This window comes from Paenibacillus sp. cl123, from assembly GCF_900101595.1.
In the GTDB taxonomy this organism is placed as follows: Bacteria; Bacillota; Bacilli; order Paenibacillales; family NBRC-103111; genus Paenibacillus_G.
In genome coordinates this window covers 329,819-348,409 of the sequence record NZ_FMYY01000002.1, presented here as the reverse complement: position 1 = coordinate 348,409, position 18,591 = coordinate 329,819, and the positions used below count along the sequence as shown (strand labels likewise).

Here is an 18,591-nt window from a genome sequence, read left to right as displayed (position 1 = left end):
TGCTGCTTTTAATTTTTGAATATAAACTCGGTCGTCACGATCCGTATCGTATCGCCGTCGTTCAATCGCCGGCCTTGATAGGGGATCAGAAGCTCGCCGTTTACCCAGGTGCCGTTGCTGGAGCCGAGATCCTTGACGGTCACAATTTCCGATTCCGTTACAATTTCAGCATGGAGTCGCGAGACACCCATTTCATCCAATACATAAGCGGCCTCAGCTCCTTGTCTGCCTATGACAAAGCTTTTTTTGTCAAGCCATATTTTGTCGGTTTTCCCGCCACCGCGAAGCTCCAGATATTTTCCGGTCATCGCTTTCGGAGAAAACGTCTGTGAAAGTACGACCGTCGCATCCGGGCGGCGCAGCATCGTAGTGCGGCCATCCAGCCTTGCTTCCATGGTCAGCGTTTGCTGATCAGTCTCACGCTGGCCGGCCGTGACCACATTCTCATCGCCTGCGCCAGTGGAATGCCGCAGATTCGGAGTCGAACCGGCTAAGCCGATGCTTTCAAGATAAGAAGGAGCTTCGGCTATGAGCGGGCTTGCCCGAAGCGGAGCGCTTCTTTCCGGGTAAACTCCGGCTTGCGGCCAGACAGTGCCACGGGTTCCGTCAGCAGCGAAAGCGGCGGCTTCGGCCGAACGTTCCGGAATCGGCGGGGCATACATTTGCGCGGGCGGAGAAGCTGATTTCGACTGCCCGCCGCCTGCTTTCATACGCAATAAGCCGAAGCCTGCGGCCACAATGACCAATGATCCTCCGGCGCATACATACAGCAATTCCTCCTCAGGCTGATCCGCATACAGCTTCCACAGCAGACTGATTGCAAGTATCATGCCCAGCGCAACCGGCAAGCGCCGGAATCGCGGAGCATCCCCCTTCTCCGCCTCGCCGCCGTCAACCGAAGGCTTCGGTTCCGCAGGATGATAAGGGCTCGTTAGCCCGGAGCCGAAGTGCAGCGGGCCGTCTAACGGACGAGACGAGCCAGCTTCGTGCAATTTATTTGCCGGAGCCGGTCGTTCTCTCGCGGAATCCGAATACGACTGCCGTTCCCCGAGCCGGATAGAACCTGGAAAAATGCCGGTGTCGCTCAGCTGACTTTTCTGCGTCGCTGCTCCTGCCTGTTCGTCCCCCGGGCCGTACGCTTCATAGCTCCTGCCTGCTGCGGATGCCGCAGCCTCCGCAGCAGCACCCGCAAGCCGGTCAAGCTGCCGGTGCAGCAGCTGTTTAAGCTCCGGCACATTAAACGTTTCTTCCTGCAAATACCGCATCAGCTCCTGAAATCCTCCGCCCTGCAGCTCGCTGACACGATGAATCCAGCGTGAGGCCAGATGCAGCAGATCGGCGGAAACACTGTTTTTACCCTCCAGCTGTTCTTTGGGCAAGTAAGTAAGATAAAGCTGATCCAACCCGCCTGCGCAAAACATAAAGTCCTCTTTCAGCACAAATCTTCCTGGCTGAAGCATGTGCATCGCACTGTCTGCAAGCACCTCCGCGATCTGAAGCAGCAGCGTATAATATTGCTTCATCGAGATCGGCTCCATGCGAAGCAGCTGCGAAAGCATCCGCTTGCCGGCTATATTATAATACAGCGTGCAATTCCCATCCTTCGCTTCGACCTTCAGTTCAAGCAGGCTCGGAATCCGGTTGGCCGCCAGCATGCGAAGCTGGAATTCGGACAGCATGTCCCTCTTGAGCCCTTCTTCGGCGTATATCGCCATATCATGCCCGTACTGCTTAACAAATTCAACCCGCAGGCCGTACAGCGGTTGTGACAATGCTTGTTCACCTCCTTCATTTGAGCGTTTGCGTCATCCTTGCGCGGCAGATGCCGCTCGCTATCGCGTTCTGACGCGGCTCACCTTATCCATAATGCGCCCCGGCATGTCCTCAGAACAGCTCCTGCCAGGACAGAAATGAGTAGACCGCTCCCGGCAGCACCGCCCACATAAACGGAAACCGGAGCCTGTCGCTCTCATTGGCCGGTTTGGCCAGCGCAGCCAGATCCCGAAACAGCCAAAGACGAAGCAGCAGAGCAGCTATATGTCTGAACCGCTGCGCGCGGTCATGCCTCCATAGAAATACGAAGCAAGCTATAATTCCCGCCAAAAAAAGCGAAACAGCCAGCGTATACAAAGTAAATGAAGCGCCCGTAACAGCTCCGACAGCGGCAAACAGCTTTACATCCCCGGCCCCTACGCCTTGTATGGCATACAGCAGCAGCAGCGGAACGAAGCCTGCCGCCAGACCCAGCGCCGACCAGGCCAAGCCATCCCAGCCTGTGGCGACACCGTGGCCTGCAAGACCGGCGGCTGTTCCGGTGACCGTCAGCCAATTCGGAATAATACGCTTGCGGACATCGGTTGCGAACGCTATGGCAAGCAACAGACCGGCAAACCACCATTCCATCGTTTCAGCCTCCTATCCATGCTTGCTCTCTGGCCTGCTTGCGCAGGACGATCTTCCTGGTCACGAACGGAAGGAGCAGCGTAAATTCATATTGCGCCTCCACAATAACTGCCGCAGTCGTTCCATTATGGAAGTCGGGGAGCCGCACGTCCGTTACTTTGAATTTTCCCGGCCGCAGGACGGAGGCATCGCCGAAGCTTGCAATCAGAGGAGTCGAGGCCTCCGCGGCTTTTCGCCGCAGCGTCCGCTTCCATTCATCTGTCTGCTCGCCCGCCGCCGCCTCCGCCGCCGCCCGGTAGTCTCGCTCCCACGCCATCAAACGAACGATCGGCTCGGGGATAAACCGGCCGTACTCCTCGGTAAATGTCTCTGCAGCGATGACCCGGGAGCGGGCGGCATCCGCCTGAGCGACCGCCTGCTCCAGCCACACGCCGGGCGGGCTTGCCGCCAAACGCTGGCGAGCCTCGCCGTATAGCTGCTGGGCCGGGTACAGATTGGCCGCAATCACTTTGGCCGATTCGGAGACAACGGCTTGCAGCGCCATATCGGCTTGCGCGAGCCGGATCATGGACGCGAACAGCATAAGCAGCGAGACAAACAGCGGCAGGACAAGAGCCGCCTCCAGCACCATGCCGCCTGCATTCGACTTGAACAGGCGCATGCCTTTCACCTCCTTGCTTGTGCATCCTATTGGATCAATAGTGATAATCCGCCGTCTTCGTCCGCATGCATCGGGATGGCTCGTCGCCGCATCCTCCAAAGCTTTCTGCGCCAAGCGAACGCAAGATGCCTCCCATAAACCAAAACCGGAAGGAAACCGTAGCTTGACCGGATGCATAAGTAAAAACCGTAGACAAATCGACAGAGGTATTGTAGTGAATCAATGCCTGCATCCGGGACAACAACACGCTTTCCCGGCTGTGCAGCAGCAGGAAGATGCGCAAGTAATCCCGGTAATTCAAAGTGACGGCCTGGCTCAGCTTGCGGGACAACGCCACTTCCTCTCCTTGAATAAGCTTCGCCATATCCTGCTGGGCCCGTACCGCCCCTTCGGCGACCGCTGCCAGCAGCACCAGCAAGGGCGACCCGGCGGCTAACGCTTCATTTCTGGGCTCCAGCAGCGCCTCTGCCGTCCCCACCGCCAGCCGGAAGGCGAACATCTCGGCATAGGCAAGCGAATAGTTGCCTGCGCAGGAATCGGCTCCATAGATTAAATACTCCACCTCCTGATTCGTCAACGGATGCTGCTCCGGCAAAGACAGCTCCTTGGACTTCCGTGGCGCGCCCGCAGACTCTGCTCCGAGACCCAGCGTCCGGTAGCTGAACTTTGTGACCGCGTACTCATCCACATAAAATTCATCCCTTACATCCGTCAGCAGCTGCTCCAGGCCTGCTGCCAGCTTCAGCGCGCCCAATCCGGCCCGATCGGCGGAATCCGTCGGAACGGCAGGAACCGCTTCCCCTCCGGCGGGAGCCGCATTGCGCGTCATGTATGCGCTGAACAGCCCTTGGGCGTCCGGCTTGCGCGAATCTCCCTCCAGCTTGAGGTAGATGTTTTCAAAGGGATCTGCACCAGTTGTCAAGCTGCAGACACCCAGACTTTTCCGGACTTCGCTTAGCACGGCCTCCGTTTTGCTGCGCTGTTCCCGTTTGCCCGCCTGGATAGCCCGCTGACTGGCTTGCTGGCGCATGACCGTGGGACTCATCCGGGCGGCAGTCGCCTCAAGGGAGCTCTGGAAGCCTTCCAGCGCCTGAAGGACTGTCGTATATTTCGCTTGCGTAAACCACAGCCCGTCATTCATCTGCGCATCGAAGCCGGCAAATTGGGCGACGGCCCCGACCACATCCGCCTGCCACGTGTCCAGCTCCTGCCTGCTCAGCACCTGAACCTCCGCAAAAGTCCGGTTCTCCGTATCCGCAAGCGCCTGGGAGCCGAGCGGCGTTCCCGAAACAGCTCCGCCGCCTCCGCGGATTCGCTCAAGCTCCTTCTCCACCGCCTCGCCAGCTTCAACCGCTTGCCGATGCGCCTGCTGAAATTCGCCGAGCGCGGTCTGAACCCGCCCCAGATCGGCGGATGTTTTCGTGCGAATGACAAGCAGCAATTCCGCATAACGGGCGAAATTTCTTAGCAGCTCTTCGAATTCAGCCGCCAGTTGAATCGCTTCCCGGTATTGCGCATTCAGCTCGGACTTTGCCTGGCTTAGCTGAATAAGAGCCGGAACAGCCGCTGCTCCCGCCTGCGCGAGGGAAGCCATGGACGCGTCAATTCCTTTTATCTGCTGCTCCAGAGCTCTTGCCTGAGCTTGAGCGTTTTGCAGCGCCGCACGGGCGTTTTCCAGCGTGTGCACCCCGATTTTGGAGCTGAGCGCATTCAGATCGCGCAGCTGTGTCCGGTAGAAGGGCGTCAGCTCGGCGGCTTGTCCCCGGATATCCTCAAATTCCTTCCACGCCGTCTCCAGACGGCTGTCGCGTTCCTCCAGCAGCCTCTCCAGCTGCGCCGCATTTCCCCCGAAACGGGAAGCTTGGCCAAGGTTAGCGGCGATACCGTTCTTCCTCCACTTGTCGATCAGCTCGAGGGAATAGCTGATGGGGGCTCTATATTTCATCTCCTCCAAAATTTGCCGCTTGAAAATCTGGTGGCTCGAGAGCGGATAAATAGCCGTTAACCGCGCATCTCCGTCTTCCTTCTCCAGCGTCTGCGCGGTCCACGCGAAACGCTCCCCTTCGGCGGGAGCCGCGAGGTTATCCGCAACCGTTTCCGCAAACAGACGGTTCGCTGCCTGCCCGTCGCCCGCGTCGAGCGCGAACAATCCGTATGCCTGGAGCGGCTTCGAGAATCCTGCCAGCACGGAACGGACACCGGCCTTGACGGCCAGCTCCGCCTGCTGATCGGCAGTTCGCCAGCGGAGCACATCGATCAGCAGTCCGAGCAGCAGCAGCAAAGGCAGCAGGATGAGCATCAGATAGACGGATACGGCGCCGTTTTCCTTTCCCAGAAGCCCTCTCTTCCCGGACATAGGTCTTCTCCTCCCCGGCTTATTCATGAAACACCATCACGATGCCGTGACGTTCAATATCGTTTTTCAGAGCTTGCGTCAGCTTGACCCGTTCCTGCTTGGACAGCTTGAAGAAATGCCACACCACGCCCTTCACCTGCGTTCCCGCCTTGAGCAGCGCCGCGTCTTTCGGGAGCTGCACTTCCCGCAAATTTTTCTCGTTAAACGTATAATACGCCTGATGAGCCACGCCCGAAGCGTCCAGCGCATCGATCACCCGCTTCGTCTCCGGCGTCACCTGCACCGTCTTCTCGGCACCGCCGACGAGCAAGCGCACATATTGCGCAGCCTGGGCATGCGAGGTGATCGGCGGCTTTGCCGCAGAGCCCGTAACAGGCTCCGTCATCAGTGCAAGCGCCGCGGCCGGCTTGATGCGGCCCTGCACCTCGGCGATGAACGTCCGCGTCAGGTCGGTCAGCCGGATCGTTTCTACAGGATCGATCACATGAGACGAAGTGCCGGCTTTCAGCTGCGAAGAGGCGTGGAACCAACTCCTGACAAAATCAGGAAGCCGGACCGTACGCTCCAGCGATGACCGAACGACGCGGAACAAACCGTAATGTAGATAGGTCAATTCCCCGCGCTGCTCGCTCCCAAGCTCCGCTGCGGCTCTTCCCAGCTTGCCCGCCGCTCCCCCTCCTGCCGAACCGGCAGCCTGCGACGGGAGCTGAACGCCCACCGGACCGGAAGAGTGGGTTATGTTAAACCATTGCGACAGCCCGTCCGCCGTAAGCCGCCAATACAGCCCGTCGCTTAACGCCGGATCAACCGCTCCCGTCACATAATCCTTGCTGCTGTTATTCCATATATAAGCTGTCCGCTCTGCCGATCTTCCGGCCGTATAATACAGGCTGGACTGCTGGTAATAATAAGCGGCCACCGCCAGCAGCACGAACGTTGCCAGCATAATGACAGGCAAAGTCATGGACGCCTCCAGCGTCAGCTGGCCGCTCCGTCCTTGACAGAAACCGGCCACTCTTCTGCCCGCAGCCCGGAAAGCTCTGCCTGCCGAGCGGAAATGCCGTCTGCCGGATTGCCGTCTTTTCAGAATCACGGAGTTGTTTTCGGACTCAGCTTGTTCCCGTCGCTGCGGACATTTTCGTTCTCAAGCTTGATTTCCGCATCCGCATTCGTGAACAGATCGCTCATCCACTTCATGATCCATTAGCATCACACTAATGGTAAAAATTTATATTTATGCATCATTAGTCTTAATTCTGTATATTTATAAACTATTTTGTATAATTTTATGTCATATTTTAACGATGCATTATGCAATAGATAATATCATGCATATCTTGTATATAAATGTAATTATCTGCCGATATTTGTATTAATTAATTATTTAATTAATACAGGGTGAAGTATGTCTATGCTTACAATTAGAACTGGCGAACAAAAACAACAACAAGAAATTTTTATTAACACAATACAATCCATATTCAGCATTAATAGTCGTGCCCCTTTCAGGTTTATAGAATTTCTAACTGAGCAACAAATAAATCATAGTATTAATTTATTCATTTTGAGTTTAATAATTAAATCACATACTGCCGAAATTTACGAAAAAATAAATGCAGTCAATACTTTTAATCTTACAAGTATTATTTATTACGCTACATATAAATTCTCAAAAGAAATTTTTGATGCAAATCAGATTGATTAGGTCACGTGTTTATTCTTACATATACGAACTATCTCAACTTTCTCTAGAAATAACTTAAGTGGAATCGTCTCTAGGCGGTTCAGCATATCTGGAGTTAAGTTGCATGCCCGAAGTTAACGAGCCCTCATGTCCAGTATTCATCGCCTGAGCCATATACACACGGTTACGAACATGAAAAAAAACCTTGAAATATCAAGGTTTTTGCAGAATTATGTATTGTCTTATAGGTTAAAATACATCAGCGGGACACGGGAAAATTATATATATAATAGGACACGTGCTTCCCCACCCTTCATTGGCCTCGACAAACGAAGAGTATTAATATTTTTATCTTCAAAATCCAAATTTTGATTGTTCACTCGTTGTTCGTTATTGCCATATTTTTGAGATCCTATCATCAAAACACTTAATTTTATCGTCGAAATTCAGATCAAATATTTCACTAATACTTTCTAGAGCAATTAATACTATTGACGCAGATGTAAGTACATAATCTTTTAAGTCTCTCGTTATTGGTCCATTGTTAAAGCTCACTATATTATCATTATTATCAGTATTAATGTAGGAGTATAAGGAAAAAGGTGTAGTATGAACATCATCACTTAACACTCTATATACGTATTGATAATACGATTCCATATCTGCTCTTGAAGCAAGTTCTTCTACTTTAAAATCTCTAATTTTATCTTCTAATTTTTCTTTTTGTAGTATTTCTCGCAACTCTTCATTAGCCTTTGTCCGATTGTTAATAAAAGTATCTTTAGTGAAAATGGCGTTAAGCCATTTTAACTGCATACTTTTATGATTTGAACCAAAGAATTCTTCAGTAAATTCCTTGTTAGAGGACATTATTTTTAATGGGAAAACCGCCTCTAAAAGAGACCTTGTTAAAATAGCACATTCTACTCCAAGGCCTTTTTTAGCTAAAATGATTGTAGATTGAAAACAATTTAAAACTTTTAAATAAAGACTTGCACTTGCAATAAATCTTCGCTCGTTCGCTTGAACATTTAGTTTATACTTAGCTTGGTTTCCAAAAAGACTAATCTCTTCAATCAACTCGAAAACGTCCGTATTTTCCTTAAGATAAGACTCCATGATATCATCTATTTGTTGACCCAGAAAACCGATTTCATCAAAGTCAGGTCTCATCAGTCTTTCCCCCCGAGAATTTTTAATGATTTCACAATTTAACCATGAGTTCTGTTTAAAAGAATATGATTTAACTAACATGCTACCTCAGTACCATTACCATTTTTCCATTGACTCAACATCTAGTTTCATAGCTCCAAGAACATTTTCCAAAAGAAATTCAGCTTCTAATACTCCCCCGCAAAAATCAGGCGAAATTGCAATAGTTATAATATCCCATGGGTATAAATTCAATAGGCTTTCAACACTTTCTCTGACCACATGCATTGGTGCTAACATTGGGTCGCGATCTGACTCGTTAAAAACATCAATATCAAGATCAAGGATAGCCGTCCTGTCTGAAACGTAATCAGTAAAGTTATCCCTATTGAAAGACATTAAAAAGGATTCAATTGAGTGATACCTTAAATGCCTATAATTGCAGTCAAAAGGAAGATTCGACATTATCATTCTTGACTCTATCCCGCCATTTTGTTTTAACCCCTTTATTGATGTTACTTCTTGCTTATCCCTCGATACATATATAACTTCTTCAATAGTTCTTCTTGCTATTGATGCCCATATAAAATTATCAATATGCATTATGTTATTTTCATTAAAGATTCCAGAAGATCTATCATAGCTTTCACTAACCTTCATAATCTCTTCAACTGTTTTTGCGGACAGTAAATTCGTTACTAATGCTCCATCCGCTACATCGTCAAGATGTGAATCAACATGTACAACTAAGGATTTTTCTTTGATTCGATTATCGATTTTTGCTATCTCCCATGCAGCAAAACTCCAGTTATGGTCTCTCATAAGATATACACGTCTATCTTTAGTGCGCAACTTCCAATTTATATCCTTCTCCCATTCAATCATCGCTTTCCACCTTTTCATAAAGTAATTTAGTTTATAACTTTCTTTGATTTCAGATCTCTGTATAACTTTAGTTGCTCAGTTAGGAAAATATGTTCATCATCGGATAGTTCAGTGATGCTCTTTTCTTCTGGAAAATTTTCCATGTTTTCAAAAATTGAAATCATTTCTTGTGTGAATAGAGAGCTTGGATCAATTTTTAGATAACCCTCATCAAATTTTGATGTCTCTAAATAATTTGTTGTTTTCATGATCTGTGTAAGTTCTCTTAAAATATCAATTTTATCTTTAACTCCCATCGATGACATTACATATTCAACGATAGTTTCAAAATTAGTCTTAAAATGCTCCGCTTGTTCGTCTCCATCCTGTACAAATCTCAGAAAAAAATTTTTATTATTGATCATGAGAACTTTGAATGTATCCGTGAATGAGTCAAGTATTTCATTAAGTACAGGTGCTTTTTCTGCATAAGCGGCCAATATTAGTTCCTCAGCATCTGATTCTAAAACCTCAGCTAGTGCCCTATTGATCTCATCTCCAGCAGGTGGTAATTTCCCATTCTGTAATTTACTAATATATGTTTTATTGGTTGCTAGTCCGGCTTCTCTAAGCCTTATCTCTAGCTGACTTAATGTTAATCCTGAATTTTCAATATATGTTTTAAGTAATTCGCTGTATGATTTCATAAATTGCACCCCGTAATCGTTCATTTTGTTATCATAATTAAACAACGTTGTTTTATGTTGACAATGAATTATCTCAGTGCTATTATTGCTTTATAACAACAACATTATACCACGTTGTCTAATTAAGACAATAACATCTGAAAGGAGCTACGCTCTTATGCCAAAACTGATCATTGCAGTAGTGATATTATTATTAATTGTATTATTCCCTGCGCAGATGTCTCATTTTTTTGTATCAACCACAACTGGCCTAATTGAATCTATTAGCAATCTGTTAATCGAGAATATACAGCTAAACTTAGCACAGTAATACATATATTAGGCAAAGAAAAATCACCTCCTTATATTCTTGAGGAGGTGATTTTATTACTATGTAATTTGCGTAAGAGAAGTTTCGGTTATGATACGAATATATTTTAACGAAGCAAGGTATTGTTCTCTCGCCTCTCACTACCCTAGAATCTTGCTTTTCATCTTACATAAGTACACTTTTGAGAGTTGTAATTCCGTATGTCTGATCTAAGATATCTTTGGGGCATCTTTCAAGAAACCTTTTAACGCATGCAGGATTATACAAGACGATATGGACGTATCCTTTTTTGTATTCAAACTCCATGTCTCCTCGAACTCTCCATTCTCGTTCATGAGTCCAATCGGTAATATCCCAGTCGTTCCCAGTAAGTTTATACTCGTTGTCAACGATTCTCCACCATTCTTCTGGAGGTAAAATAGATTTGGCAACCTCAGTCTCCTCATAGAAGACTTGCCTAGCTCCATAAAAATGATACATGTCAGGTTTTATAAATGATATGCCTACACCACAATATCGTAACTTTTCCCTAGCATTCACATCTCTTCTTTTTCTTTCATGTTCAACATTTTGGACCAGTGCATACAAAGGTGTATCCTGAAAACAAACAGCTTTATTACTACCGATTACATAGCCCTCCCTGGAACTTCCATTGAGCTTTTTCTCAGTTAAAATATTTATTAAATTATCTACTGCGAGAAGATTTATATCCTCGAAGCTTATTCCATTGAGATCTAAATTTTTTGATGGTCGAGTTAAATGCGTTAACCTACCAGTTAAGTCTGAACGACTTGCTATTCGCGCAGCCCAATCACTACTATTAATCCCCATGGCCACAACACCTCAATATAATATTCAATGAAATATGTCTTTCATCGATTTATTCCCTTCTCTATCATATATCTGCCTATTTCAAAAATAGCTGCAAATTCAACTGATGAGACTTTAGCAATTATTGTGTTGTCAGATTTTCGATAAAAATTCTCTCCATCAGTGTATACATACTGGTAGATAGGACTTATATCAAAAATAACTTTGGGTCTTACGAATCCTTCTCCTTGAAGTATTCCAGCAGATATTGAATGATTTCCTCCCTTTACAAACCCAATCCTCATAGGTAGCCACAATTCAATTGAATGATTTAATTTATCCTCTGTCCAACTCCCCCGGATTCTTCCTTCACCTATATTGGCTAATGATTGTATTTGACGGCCTTCATCCCAGGGCCAAGGTAAAACTAAGTCATGTTTGATACTGACAAGTGCCTGCTCAGTAGAGACTTTCTTAAATAAATCATACATTCCTTTACCATCGTAAGTAATATCCTCGGAATCACTAAAAAACACGTGCCATGGATCCATGTTGGGCAATCGTTCTCTTTCGTAATTATATAATAAATTGGTCAAGTATTTTGTTTGAGTTCGCAACCCAATTAATTTTATAACATCAAAAATGGGGTGAGTAGGCTCAGCAGCTTGTCTCTTGTCTCGATTTTTTTCATGTGTTTCAATAACATCGCTAGCAAACGTCAACATTTGGTAGAACACCGATTTCATTTCCATGCTCGAAGCACAAACACTCTTATTATAAACATTTTGTTTCTTTTGTTCTTTTTTAAACATAGTATTTATAATATTTTTCAGCATCGTGATCCCCTTGTATATTACCATCTAAACATATCATTTCTATCACTATTAGCACTGTTGGCATTCGAAAATCCGTCCAAATCTGGAAATAATGTTTCATTTCTGATATCAAAACAATCAATTAATAATCTTCGACAATCCAATTTCAATTTAGCTGTAATTGCAATAAATAAATTTGCATTATTTTCCACAGGCAATTTTAAACTGCCTCTTTGCATTTCGCTTATATCACTGTATAAAAATACTCCATGTTGAGCTGCAATTCTCTTCGATACAACTGGAGTTTCAATGAACATAGGATGATCGTATGCATTTAGATTCTTTGTTAAATCATTATAATCCCGATCTTCAAGAACACCTTCGACACCACCCCCTACAAAATTTGTATGAACACCTAACAATACTCCTGTTTTGTCTTGATTTGCTTGAACACAAAACCATAAACCAACAAGTGCGTTTTTGGAAAAATCAACTAGCCTTGTTGCTGCTCCGTGATGTTGCAATTTTGCGAGAAGTTCTGAATCACTAATCTCATTCCCATATAACTTTCCGTAGCCTTTGTGTCTTGCTTGTTTTATCAAAGACCTTTCATAGTATAAAATATCTTCCTCTAAAATTTCAGACTTAGATTTTATCAATTTTCGATAGGCGCCACTATGTATAGGCCAATCAATATCACTTTGACCGCGCCACAATCTAACATTACCGAATTTTCCGGAATTATTAATAATAACCAACTCGATTAATTCAAGAAAAGACTCAGGTTGGAACACTTCGCCAAATAAATCAGTTTGTAAATAATTCAAATTTCCCACCTCAAAGTTCTATAAATTTAAATACAAAACATATTAAAAAACTCATTTTCTTCGAATCAATCCCTCGGGTAATCAAAATTCATGATTTCCATGAATGGTTTTAACTAACTTGTCCCTACGAACATGAACTTTGCCATAATAAACAGACGATATTTCATGAAAAGCTTCTGTAATTTGTTCTCCAAGCTCTTCTAAAGTGAACGCAACTCGTGTTGATCCTTGAAGAGTCATTTAATGAACTTAATCCAACTCGAGGAGTCCCCATTAACCCTATTGTAGATATCTAAAGATGTCCATTTTTCGCCTTCCCCATCAATGAACACACAACTTTGAGAATACTGATCTATAGATAAAACAGTAAGATGAAGGGTTCTTAGGCTCGATCCAATTTCTATCCTACGGGGAAATCTCCCTTTTGCCTCGATTGTTTGACCAATTTCAAGATTATTCAACTCATTTAGAGTATTAATGTTTTCATTATGTCTAGTCATAATTTATTTTGATCCTCATTTCATAATAAAATAACCTTAATATGCTCAAGGATGTTAGTTTTCCTATCCCAAAATACAATATTGATGTTATACTACAATAGTACCATAAATAGTATTTTATACCTAGTTACTTTCTTGTTACTTGCATTTATTCACTTTCATAAATAGGAGGAATTAATTATGCTTAATCAGTAATAGAAGTTAAGAAGTCAAGTAGTTATACGGTTCAGGTTCTTATGGGAAGCTCTGTATTATATTTATTCTCTCATTATATTTACAACTATAGTCCTATAGTGTAGTGTTTATTTCATTTCATTTCTACAAATAATAGAAGTCCTGCAAATTTATTTTCAGCATATAAAATTTCGCTTAACTAATAAGACAATTCCAATAATACTCAAGTTGCACGGATGCCCGCTTTGATATTACAATGACAATACTCTAAACACACATAGCTGTTTTAAGTAATATCCTTCATTTAAAAACACTTTATTTCCAGTATGTTTCTTTATCACTCCTACATAATCAATTTGTTCAGATTCTTGGAATATTCCAATCTTTATACCGAAAAACATAGCATTATCAAAATCGACGGGTGAAATAAGCACTTGATTTATTTTGAGCATTTAGTTATCTCCTATATTTGCGTATTGAATTCTACGAAATTGATTAACAAATACTATTTTTATTTTTTGAAAACGGATAAGTTTACATAAGTAATAATCACTTTAAGATTCTTCGAAAATATTTGATAAGTCTAAGAGTCACGTAATTAATTAAATCACTTACCATTTTGATAAATTTGGTTATATTATTTGTAATTATTGGATAATATAAGTCACATAACCCCGCACCACTCTACCACTATTATCCTCTTTAATTCATGATCCATTTTCTAAACGCTATTGCAATAATGATTAATACCGCTATTATCAGTAAAATTTCCAGAGTTCCGAGGCCGTCTTCTTCCTTCCAGAAACGATGCCAGGCCTGCCGGAGCCGCCGCCCATTTGTACTCATGTCCAAACTTGTACTCGCGCCCGAACTTGAACTTATTCCCGTACTTAAACTCATGCCCATACTCATATCCCTAGCGATATTTCCGCCCACGCCGGTAACCATGCCCATATTCCGTTGTCCTCCTCTTAGCTTTATTTGACCGAATCTGACTCGAAATCACGTATTCGCAACCCCAAACCCCGTAATCCGCAACTCCCATCAACCCGCCAGCAGCAGCGCAGGGACAGCCACAATCACCATAACGACAAAGAAAATCAGCACCATCGGAAACACCAGCTTGGACGAAGCCTCCTCGCCGAGCGTCTTGGCGAGCGCCTTGCGCTTATCCCACAGCGTCATCGACAGCTCGCGCAGCGAGACAAGCATTTCATCCCCTCCGCGTCTGTAGTTCAGCAGCAGCGTCGTCGTAAATAACGTTGTCTCCTGCAGCGCGCACCGTTTGCTAAACTCCTCCATCGCCTTGGTGAAAGAGGCGTTCATCCGAAGCGCGCCGGCCGTCTCGCTCAGCTCCTGGCGGAGCGGATTATCCGCTCCGCCGACACCGGCATGCTCTGCGATGCGAATCATCGCCTGCTGCACCGTTTCGCCCGCGCCAACCAGCAGCATCAGCTGATTCAGCACCTCGGGAAGTTCAATCAGCATCGCCCGTTTTTTGCGCAGCAGCTTGGCCTGCTCCTGCTTGTAGAGCACGAGGGGAGCGGCAGCGGCGCACAATACGCCATAAACAAGCATTTCGGGTTCGCCGTCCATCAGAGCGCCGGCCGCAGTGAAGAAGGCCAAACATCCCCACATGGACAGCAGCGATCTCACCGTAAACCAGCGCGTACGAGCCAAAGCCGCTCGAGCCCCATGCAGACCGGCCATAATCTGATGCACCTTGTGCAGCGGCTCGCTAAGCCTGTCGGACAGCTGCAGCCGCTCCATGGCAAAGAGCGCAGCTGCCCCCAGCCAATACAGCGCATCGCGAGTTTCCAGCCCCCATTCCTCCTTCAGCCACGGAGCATAGCCGCGATGCGTTCTAACCGCCAGCGTCGGTACTGCAATCGCCTGCAGCAGCATCAAAGCGAGCATCCAAGCCAACCTCTCACACCCTTATATTCATAATTCGCCTGATCCAGGCAGTGCTCAGTCCAAGCGCCAGCAAGGCCGCCGTCATGACGAAACGCCCGCCGCCCTCATAGAGCGGCTCCATATAATCCGGCGCCGTCCAAGCCATCATGCCCACAAATGCGACCGGCGCGGCAGACAGCAGCCTGGACTCGAGCTTCTTTTGCGCCAAGGCGACAGACAAGTCCTGCTCGATATCCAGCTTCTCCTGAATCAGCATCGATGTTCTTCGCACCACCTGCACCAGATTGCCACCGGTCCGTTTGCAGATGACGAACACATCGGCGAACTGGCCGATCTCGCTCAGGCCTGCTCTCTGCGCGAATCCGAGCAGCGCCGATTCGATGCTCTCCCCGTTATCCAGCCGGTGACCGATAATCTCCAGCTCACGGATGATCATCGTCGTGGAGTCCGGATAAAGCAGGCGCAAATCCTGCATCGCGTCGCGAAAAGCCGTCTCTATCGACTTGCCGGCGCCCAGCGAGGTCGAGACGGCCGACAGCAGCTGCTTGAACTGAATCTTGAGCTGCGCTGTCCGGCGTTCCAGCAAATATCTCCGCAGCAAGTCAGGACATAGCAGCCCCGCAAACGCAAGCAGCAGCACGGCAAACGGATGACGGTAAAACACCCAAGCCAGCGCTCCGCTAAGCAAAGCTCCTGCTCCGATCGCCAGCCACCGCTGGCTTGAGCTCAGCTCCAGCTGACCATAATCGGTCAGCTGCGCCGCCGGCTTGAACCTGGAGACGCCCCGTCTCCATCCGATCTTCTGCCGGAGGGCCGACAGTCGCTCGCCCGCTCCCTTCCATCCAGCCCATTGTCCAGCTTTCATGCATGTCCCCCTTCTGCGCATGATTTTATTTGCATCCCGCTATCATCCCGCACCGCCTGCCGTCCTCTTGCCCGAAACAAAAGCAAGCGGCTCGTCCCGCACGTCTTCCAAGCGGCCGATCACCCGGCCGTCCGGAGCTTCCCCTCGCTCCACGAACCGGAACACCGGCCGCAGCATCACCTCCCCTCCCGAGATGCCCGCGACCTCGCTGATCTCCGTCACGCGCCGGCTCCGGTCGCGAAGCCGCTGGAGATGCACCATAACATCGAGCGCCGAGGCAATCTGCTTGCGCACGACATCCAAGGGGAGCGACGCTCCGCTGAGCACCATCGTCTCCAGCCGGCTGAGCATATCGGCCGTCGAATTGCTGTGCCCCGTCGACAAGCTCCCCTCATGCCCAGTGTTCATGGCGGCCAGCATGTCCAGCGCCTCCGCTCCGCGCACTTCGCCGACGATGATCCGGTTCGGCCGCATTCGAAGCGAAGCGCGGATCAGCGCGCGGATGGGAATTTCGCCGCGCCCTTCCGTATTCGCGTTGCGGGTTTCCAGCCTGACCAGATTCGGCACGCCCCGGATCTGAAGCTCCGCAGAATCCTCGATCGTGATAATCCGCTCATCGTCAGGAATATGCTGGGACAACGCGTTCAGGAACGTCGTTTTGCCGGAGCCGGTGCCTCCGCTAATGAAAATGTTGGATTTGTCTTTCACCAGACGGATCAAATAAGCGGCCGCCTCCGGGGTTATCGCCTGCCTGCGCTGCAGTTCCTCGAGGCTCATGGGATCTGCCGGGAATTTGCGAATCGTCATGGTCGGCCCGTCCAAAGCGATCGGAGGAAGCACCACATGCACGCGCGATCCGTCCGGAAGCCTGGCATCGACGACCGGACTCGATTCATTGACGATACGGTTAACGCGTCCGACGACAGCCTGAATCGTATCCTCCAGCTTCTCCCGGCTTTCGAAGGCAAGGCCGGTTTCCGTTACACGTCCCGCTTTCTCCACGAAGATGCGATCATGGGAATTGACCATAATCTCGGTGATGTCGGGATCATCAACCAGCGGCTGGATGACGTCCAATCCGCGGAACGAGTGAAAAATATCCCGGACGAGCCGGTCCATCCTTCCGGCCGTCAAGCGGCTACGGCTGGAGCGGGCGAACACCTCCGCTTCGATCAGATCGAGCAGCTGATCATCCGTCAGCGTACTGCCGTAATCTATCCGCTCCTGAACGATGCGCTTAAGCTCGGCCCGCAGCTCCATCCACTGCCGCTCTTCGTTCAACCGCCCCGCCTCCCTTCACCAGAGCGGCAGCATCATCGGCGAAACCGCGGATCAGCATCTCTTCGACCCGTGCCACGCACTTCCACTCCGGCACATAGGGCAGCTGGCCGCTGACGGTAATGGAATATGCCGTAAAATCATTGCGCCGCTCCCCCGTGTTCCGATTGTGCAGAAACCTGAGCTTATCCAGCAGCCTCCTCGCCTCCTCCCCGTTGCGCTTGCGCTGGGCTTCCATCCAATCGCTAGTTTTTCTGAGCTGTACGCAGTCATCGGCTATCGGCCACAGCACCAGATCGGCTTGCCGCAGCAGCTCGAGCTGTGCGGAAGCGTCGGACGAATCCGAATCCACGATGATTCGGTCATACAATCCGGATTGTCCGGCCGCCTGCAGCAGCGCCTTGATGTCCGAAGGCTTCAGTTCCATCCATTCGCCGACTTCCCGGAGAGGACGAAGACCGTCAAATCGTCCCAGCGTATGCCGGTACTTGGCTTGTTCCAGCTTGGCCGGCAGCAGCTCCGGTCTTGATCTCGCATAATACAGCAGCCGTGAAAATGTGTCATCCGGCTCGACTTGATCAGCCGGTCCTTCATACCACGCATACGAGGGCAGGCGCTCAAGCGAAAAGCAAAGCACCCGCTCCCCTTGAGCGGCGAGATGGGCGGCCAGATGAACGGCTGTGACGGTCTTCCCGCTGCCTCCTATCGCCGAGTATACGGCGATAATCTGCGCCGCTCCCGCCGAGTCGCTGTACAAGGGCATCTCCGCACAAAATTCGTGATAATGCGCAGCTGCCATAGCCAGCATCCGATTCAGCGGCTGATATTTGAACAGGACCGGAAACTCCAGTACGCCGCCCATCCGTTCCGTTTCGCTGACAATCAGCATGCAGCCGGTCCTTCTGGCGAATACCTCATCCGGCGGCGGAAGCCATGATTCATGAATCAACGCGATCACAGGCTCCTTCGACCCGGACAAGTAAGCAAAACCTTCCTCGCGGCTCGTAAACCGCTGCAAATCAAAACGCGGCGCAAACTCGGACGACCTTATGTACGCGGACAGCATCTCTCCGAAATACGGGTCGGAATCCAGCAGCGCCAGCTGAAGCCGGCTCATCATCCCATACCCCTCCCTTGTCCCGAAACGCAAAAAAAGCACGCGCTGCCGAGACTGTTGTCTCGGGCAACGGTGCTTCCGCTGACCTCATTCATAGAACTTCATTTAAGCTATGACTTGGATTATATACGAGAATCTGGAAAATTTCAAG

General features: G+C 48.4%; 18 protein-coding genes. 1 reads left to right on the top strand and 17 read right to left on the bottom strand.

Features of this window, described 5'->3' with window-relative positions; genetic code table 11:
- Positions 1–8 precede the first annotated feature (8 nt).
- The 5 genes from BLR08_RS05660 to BLR08_RS05640 form a co-directional block, all read right to left on the bottom strand.
- On the bottom strand, positions 9–1,772 hold the full coding sequence (locus BLR08_RS05660) for a DUF6382 domain-containing protein (protein ID WP_072327480.1): 1,764 nt from the start codon (positions 1,770–1,772) through the stop codon (positions 9–11).
- Positions 1,773–1,884: 112 nt separating this feature from the next.
- The gene (locus BLR08_RS05655; protein ID WP_072327481.1) at positions 1,885–2,403 is read right to left on the bottom strand and encodes an A24 family peptidase; all 519 of its coding nucleotides are present in this window, start codon (positions 2,401–2,403) and stop codon (positions 1,885–1,887) included.
- 4 nt (positions 2,404–2,407) lie between these two features.
- Entirely contained in the window at positions 2,408–3,064 is a 657-nt protein-coding gene (locus tag BLR08_RS05650; protein WP_083536564.1) for a pilus assembly protein, read from the bottom strand.
- Between the two features lie 34 nt (positions 3,065–3,098).
- Positions 3,099–5,420, bottom strand: coding sequence for a hypothetical protein (locus BLR08_RS05645; protein WP_256257332.1), 2,322 nt, complete (start codon positions 5,418–5,420; stop codon positions 3,099–3,101).
- A 19-nt stretch (positions 5,421–5,439) separates the two neighbouring features.
- Entirely contained in the window at positions 5,440–6,513 is a 1,074-nt protein-coding gene (locus BLR08_RS05640; protein WP_256257333.1) for a hypothetical protein, read from the bottom strand.
- Positions 6,514–6,831: 318 nt separating this feature from the next.
- On the opposite strand from BLR08_RS05640, the gene BLR08_RS05635 reads away from it, so the two are divergent.
- The gene (locus tag BLR08_RS05635; RefSeq protein WP_072327483.1) at positions 6,832–7,125 is read left to right on the top strand and encodes a hypothetical protein; all 294 of its coding nucleotides are present in this window, start codon (positions 6,832–6,834) and stop codon (positions 7,123–7,125) included.
- Between the two features lie 369 nt (positions 7,126–7,494).
- Here the strand turns inward: BLR08_RS05635 and BLR08_RS05630 are convergent, their stop codons facing one another.
- From BLR08_RS05630 to BLR08_RS05575, 12 genes are all read right to left on the bottom strand, one after another.
- A complete protein-coding gene (locus tag BLR08_RS05630) occupies positions 7,495–8,277 on the bottom strand; it encodes a DUF5677 domain-containing protein (RefSeq protein WP_072327484.1) in 783 nt (260 codons plus the stop codon).
- Positions 8,278–8,373: 96 nt separating this feature from the next.
- Positions 8,374–9,141: a UPF0489 family protein gene (locus tag BLR08_RS30570; RefSeq protein ID WP_072327485.1), complete on the bottom strand. Its 768-nt coding sequence runs from the start codon at positions 9,139–9,141 to the stop codon at positions 8,374–8,376.
- Between the two features lie 26 nt (positions 9,142–9,167).
- Complete coding sequence (locus BLR08_RS31010) at positions 9,168–9,827, bottom strand: helix-turn-helix domain-containing protein (protein ID WP_072327486.1); 660 nt, start codon at positions 9,825–9,827, stop codon at positions 9,168–9,170.
- Between the two features lie 475 nt (positions 9,828–10,302).
- Positions 10,303–10,968 carry a DUF2971 domain-containing protein gene (locus BLR08_RS05615; RefSeq protein ID WP_072327487.1) on the bottom strand — a complete coding sequence of 222 codons (666 nt, stop codon included), beginning with the start codon at positions 10,966–10,968 and terminating at the stop codon, positions 10,303–10,305.
- A 41-nt stretch (positions 10,969–11,009) separates the two neighbouring features.
- A complete protein-coding gene (locus BLR08_RS05610) occupies positions 11,010–11,783 on the bottom strand; it encodes a DUF6710 family protein (protein ID WP_143151524.1) in 774 nt (257 codons plus the stop codon).
- 17 nt (positions 11,784–11,800) lie between these two features.
- A complete protein-coding gene (locus tag BLR08_RS05605; RefSeq protein WP_072327489.1) occupies positions 11,801–12,589 on the bottom strand; it encodes an FRG domain-containing protein in 789 nt (262 codons plus the stop codon).
- A 925-nt stretch (positions 12,590–13,514) separates the two neighbouring features.
- The gene (locus BLR08_RS05600) at positions 13,515–13,715 is read right to left on the bottom strand and encodes a hypothetical protein (RefSeq protein WP_072327490.1); all 201 of its coding nucleotides are present in this window, start codon (positions 13,713–13,715) and stop codon (positions 13,515–13,517) included.
- A 250-nt stretch (positions 13,716–13,965) separates the two neighbouring features.
- On the bottom strand, positions 13,966–14,109 hold the full coding sequence (locus BLR08_RS05595) for a Flp1 family type IVb pilin (protein ID WP_072327783.1): 144 nt from the start codon (positions 14,107–14,109) through the stop codon (positions 13,966–13,968).
- 198 nt (positions 14,110–14,307) lie between these two features.
- Entirely contained in the window at positions 14,308–15,180 is an 873-nt protein-coding gene (locus BLR08_RS05590; RefSeq protein WP_072327491.1) for a type II secretion system F family protein, read from the bottom strand.
- 13 nt (positions 15,181–15,193) lie between these two features.
- Positions 15,194–16,045 (bottom strand): type II secretion system F family protein, encoded by an 852-nt coding sequence (locus tag BLR08_RS05585; RefSeq protein WP_072327492.1) that lies wholly within the window; start codon positions 16,043–16,045, stop codon positions 15,194–15,196.
- 42 nt (positions 16,046–16,087) lie between these two features.
- The gene (locus tag BLR08_RS05580) at positions 16,088–17,305 is read right to left on the bottom strand and encodes a TadA family conjugal transfer-associated ATPase (RefSeq protein WP_072327784.1); all 1,218 of its coding nucleotides are present in this window, start codon (positions 17,303–17,305) and stop codon (positions 16,088–16,090) included.
- A complete protein-coding gene (locus tag BLR08_RS05575; protein WP_083536570.1) occupies positions 17,283–18,443 on the bottom strand; it encodes a nucleotide-binding protein in 1,161 nt (386 codons plus the stop codon). Before BLR08_RS05575 ends, BLR08_RS05580 begins: the two co-directional genes overlap by 23 nt.
- Between the last annotated feature and the right edge of the window lie 148 nt (positions 18,444–18,591).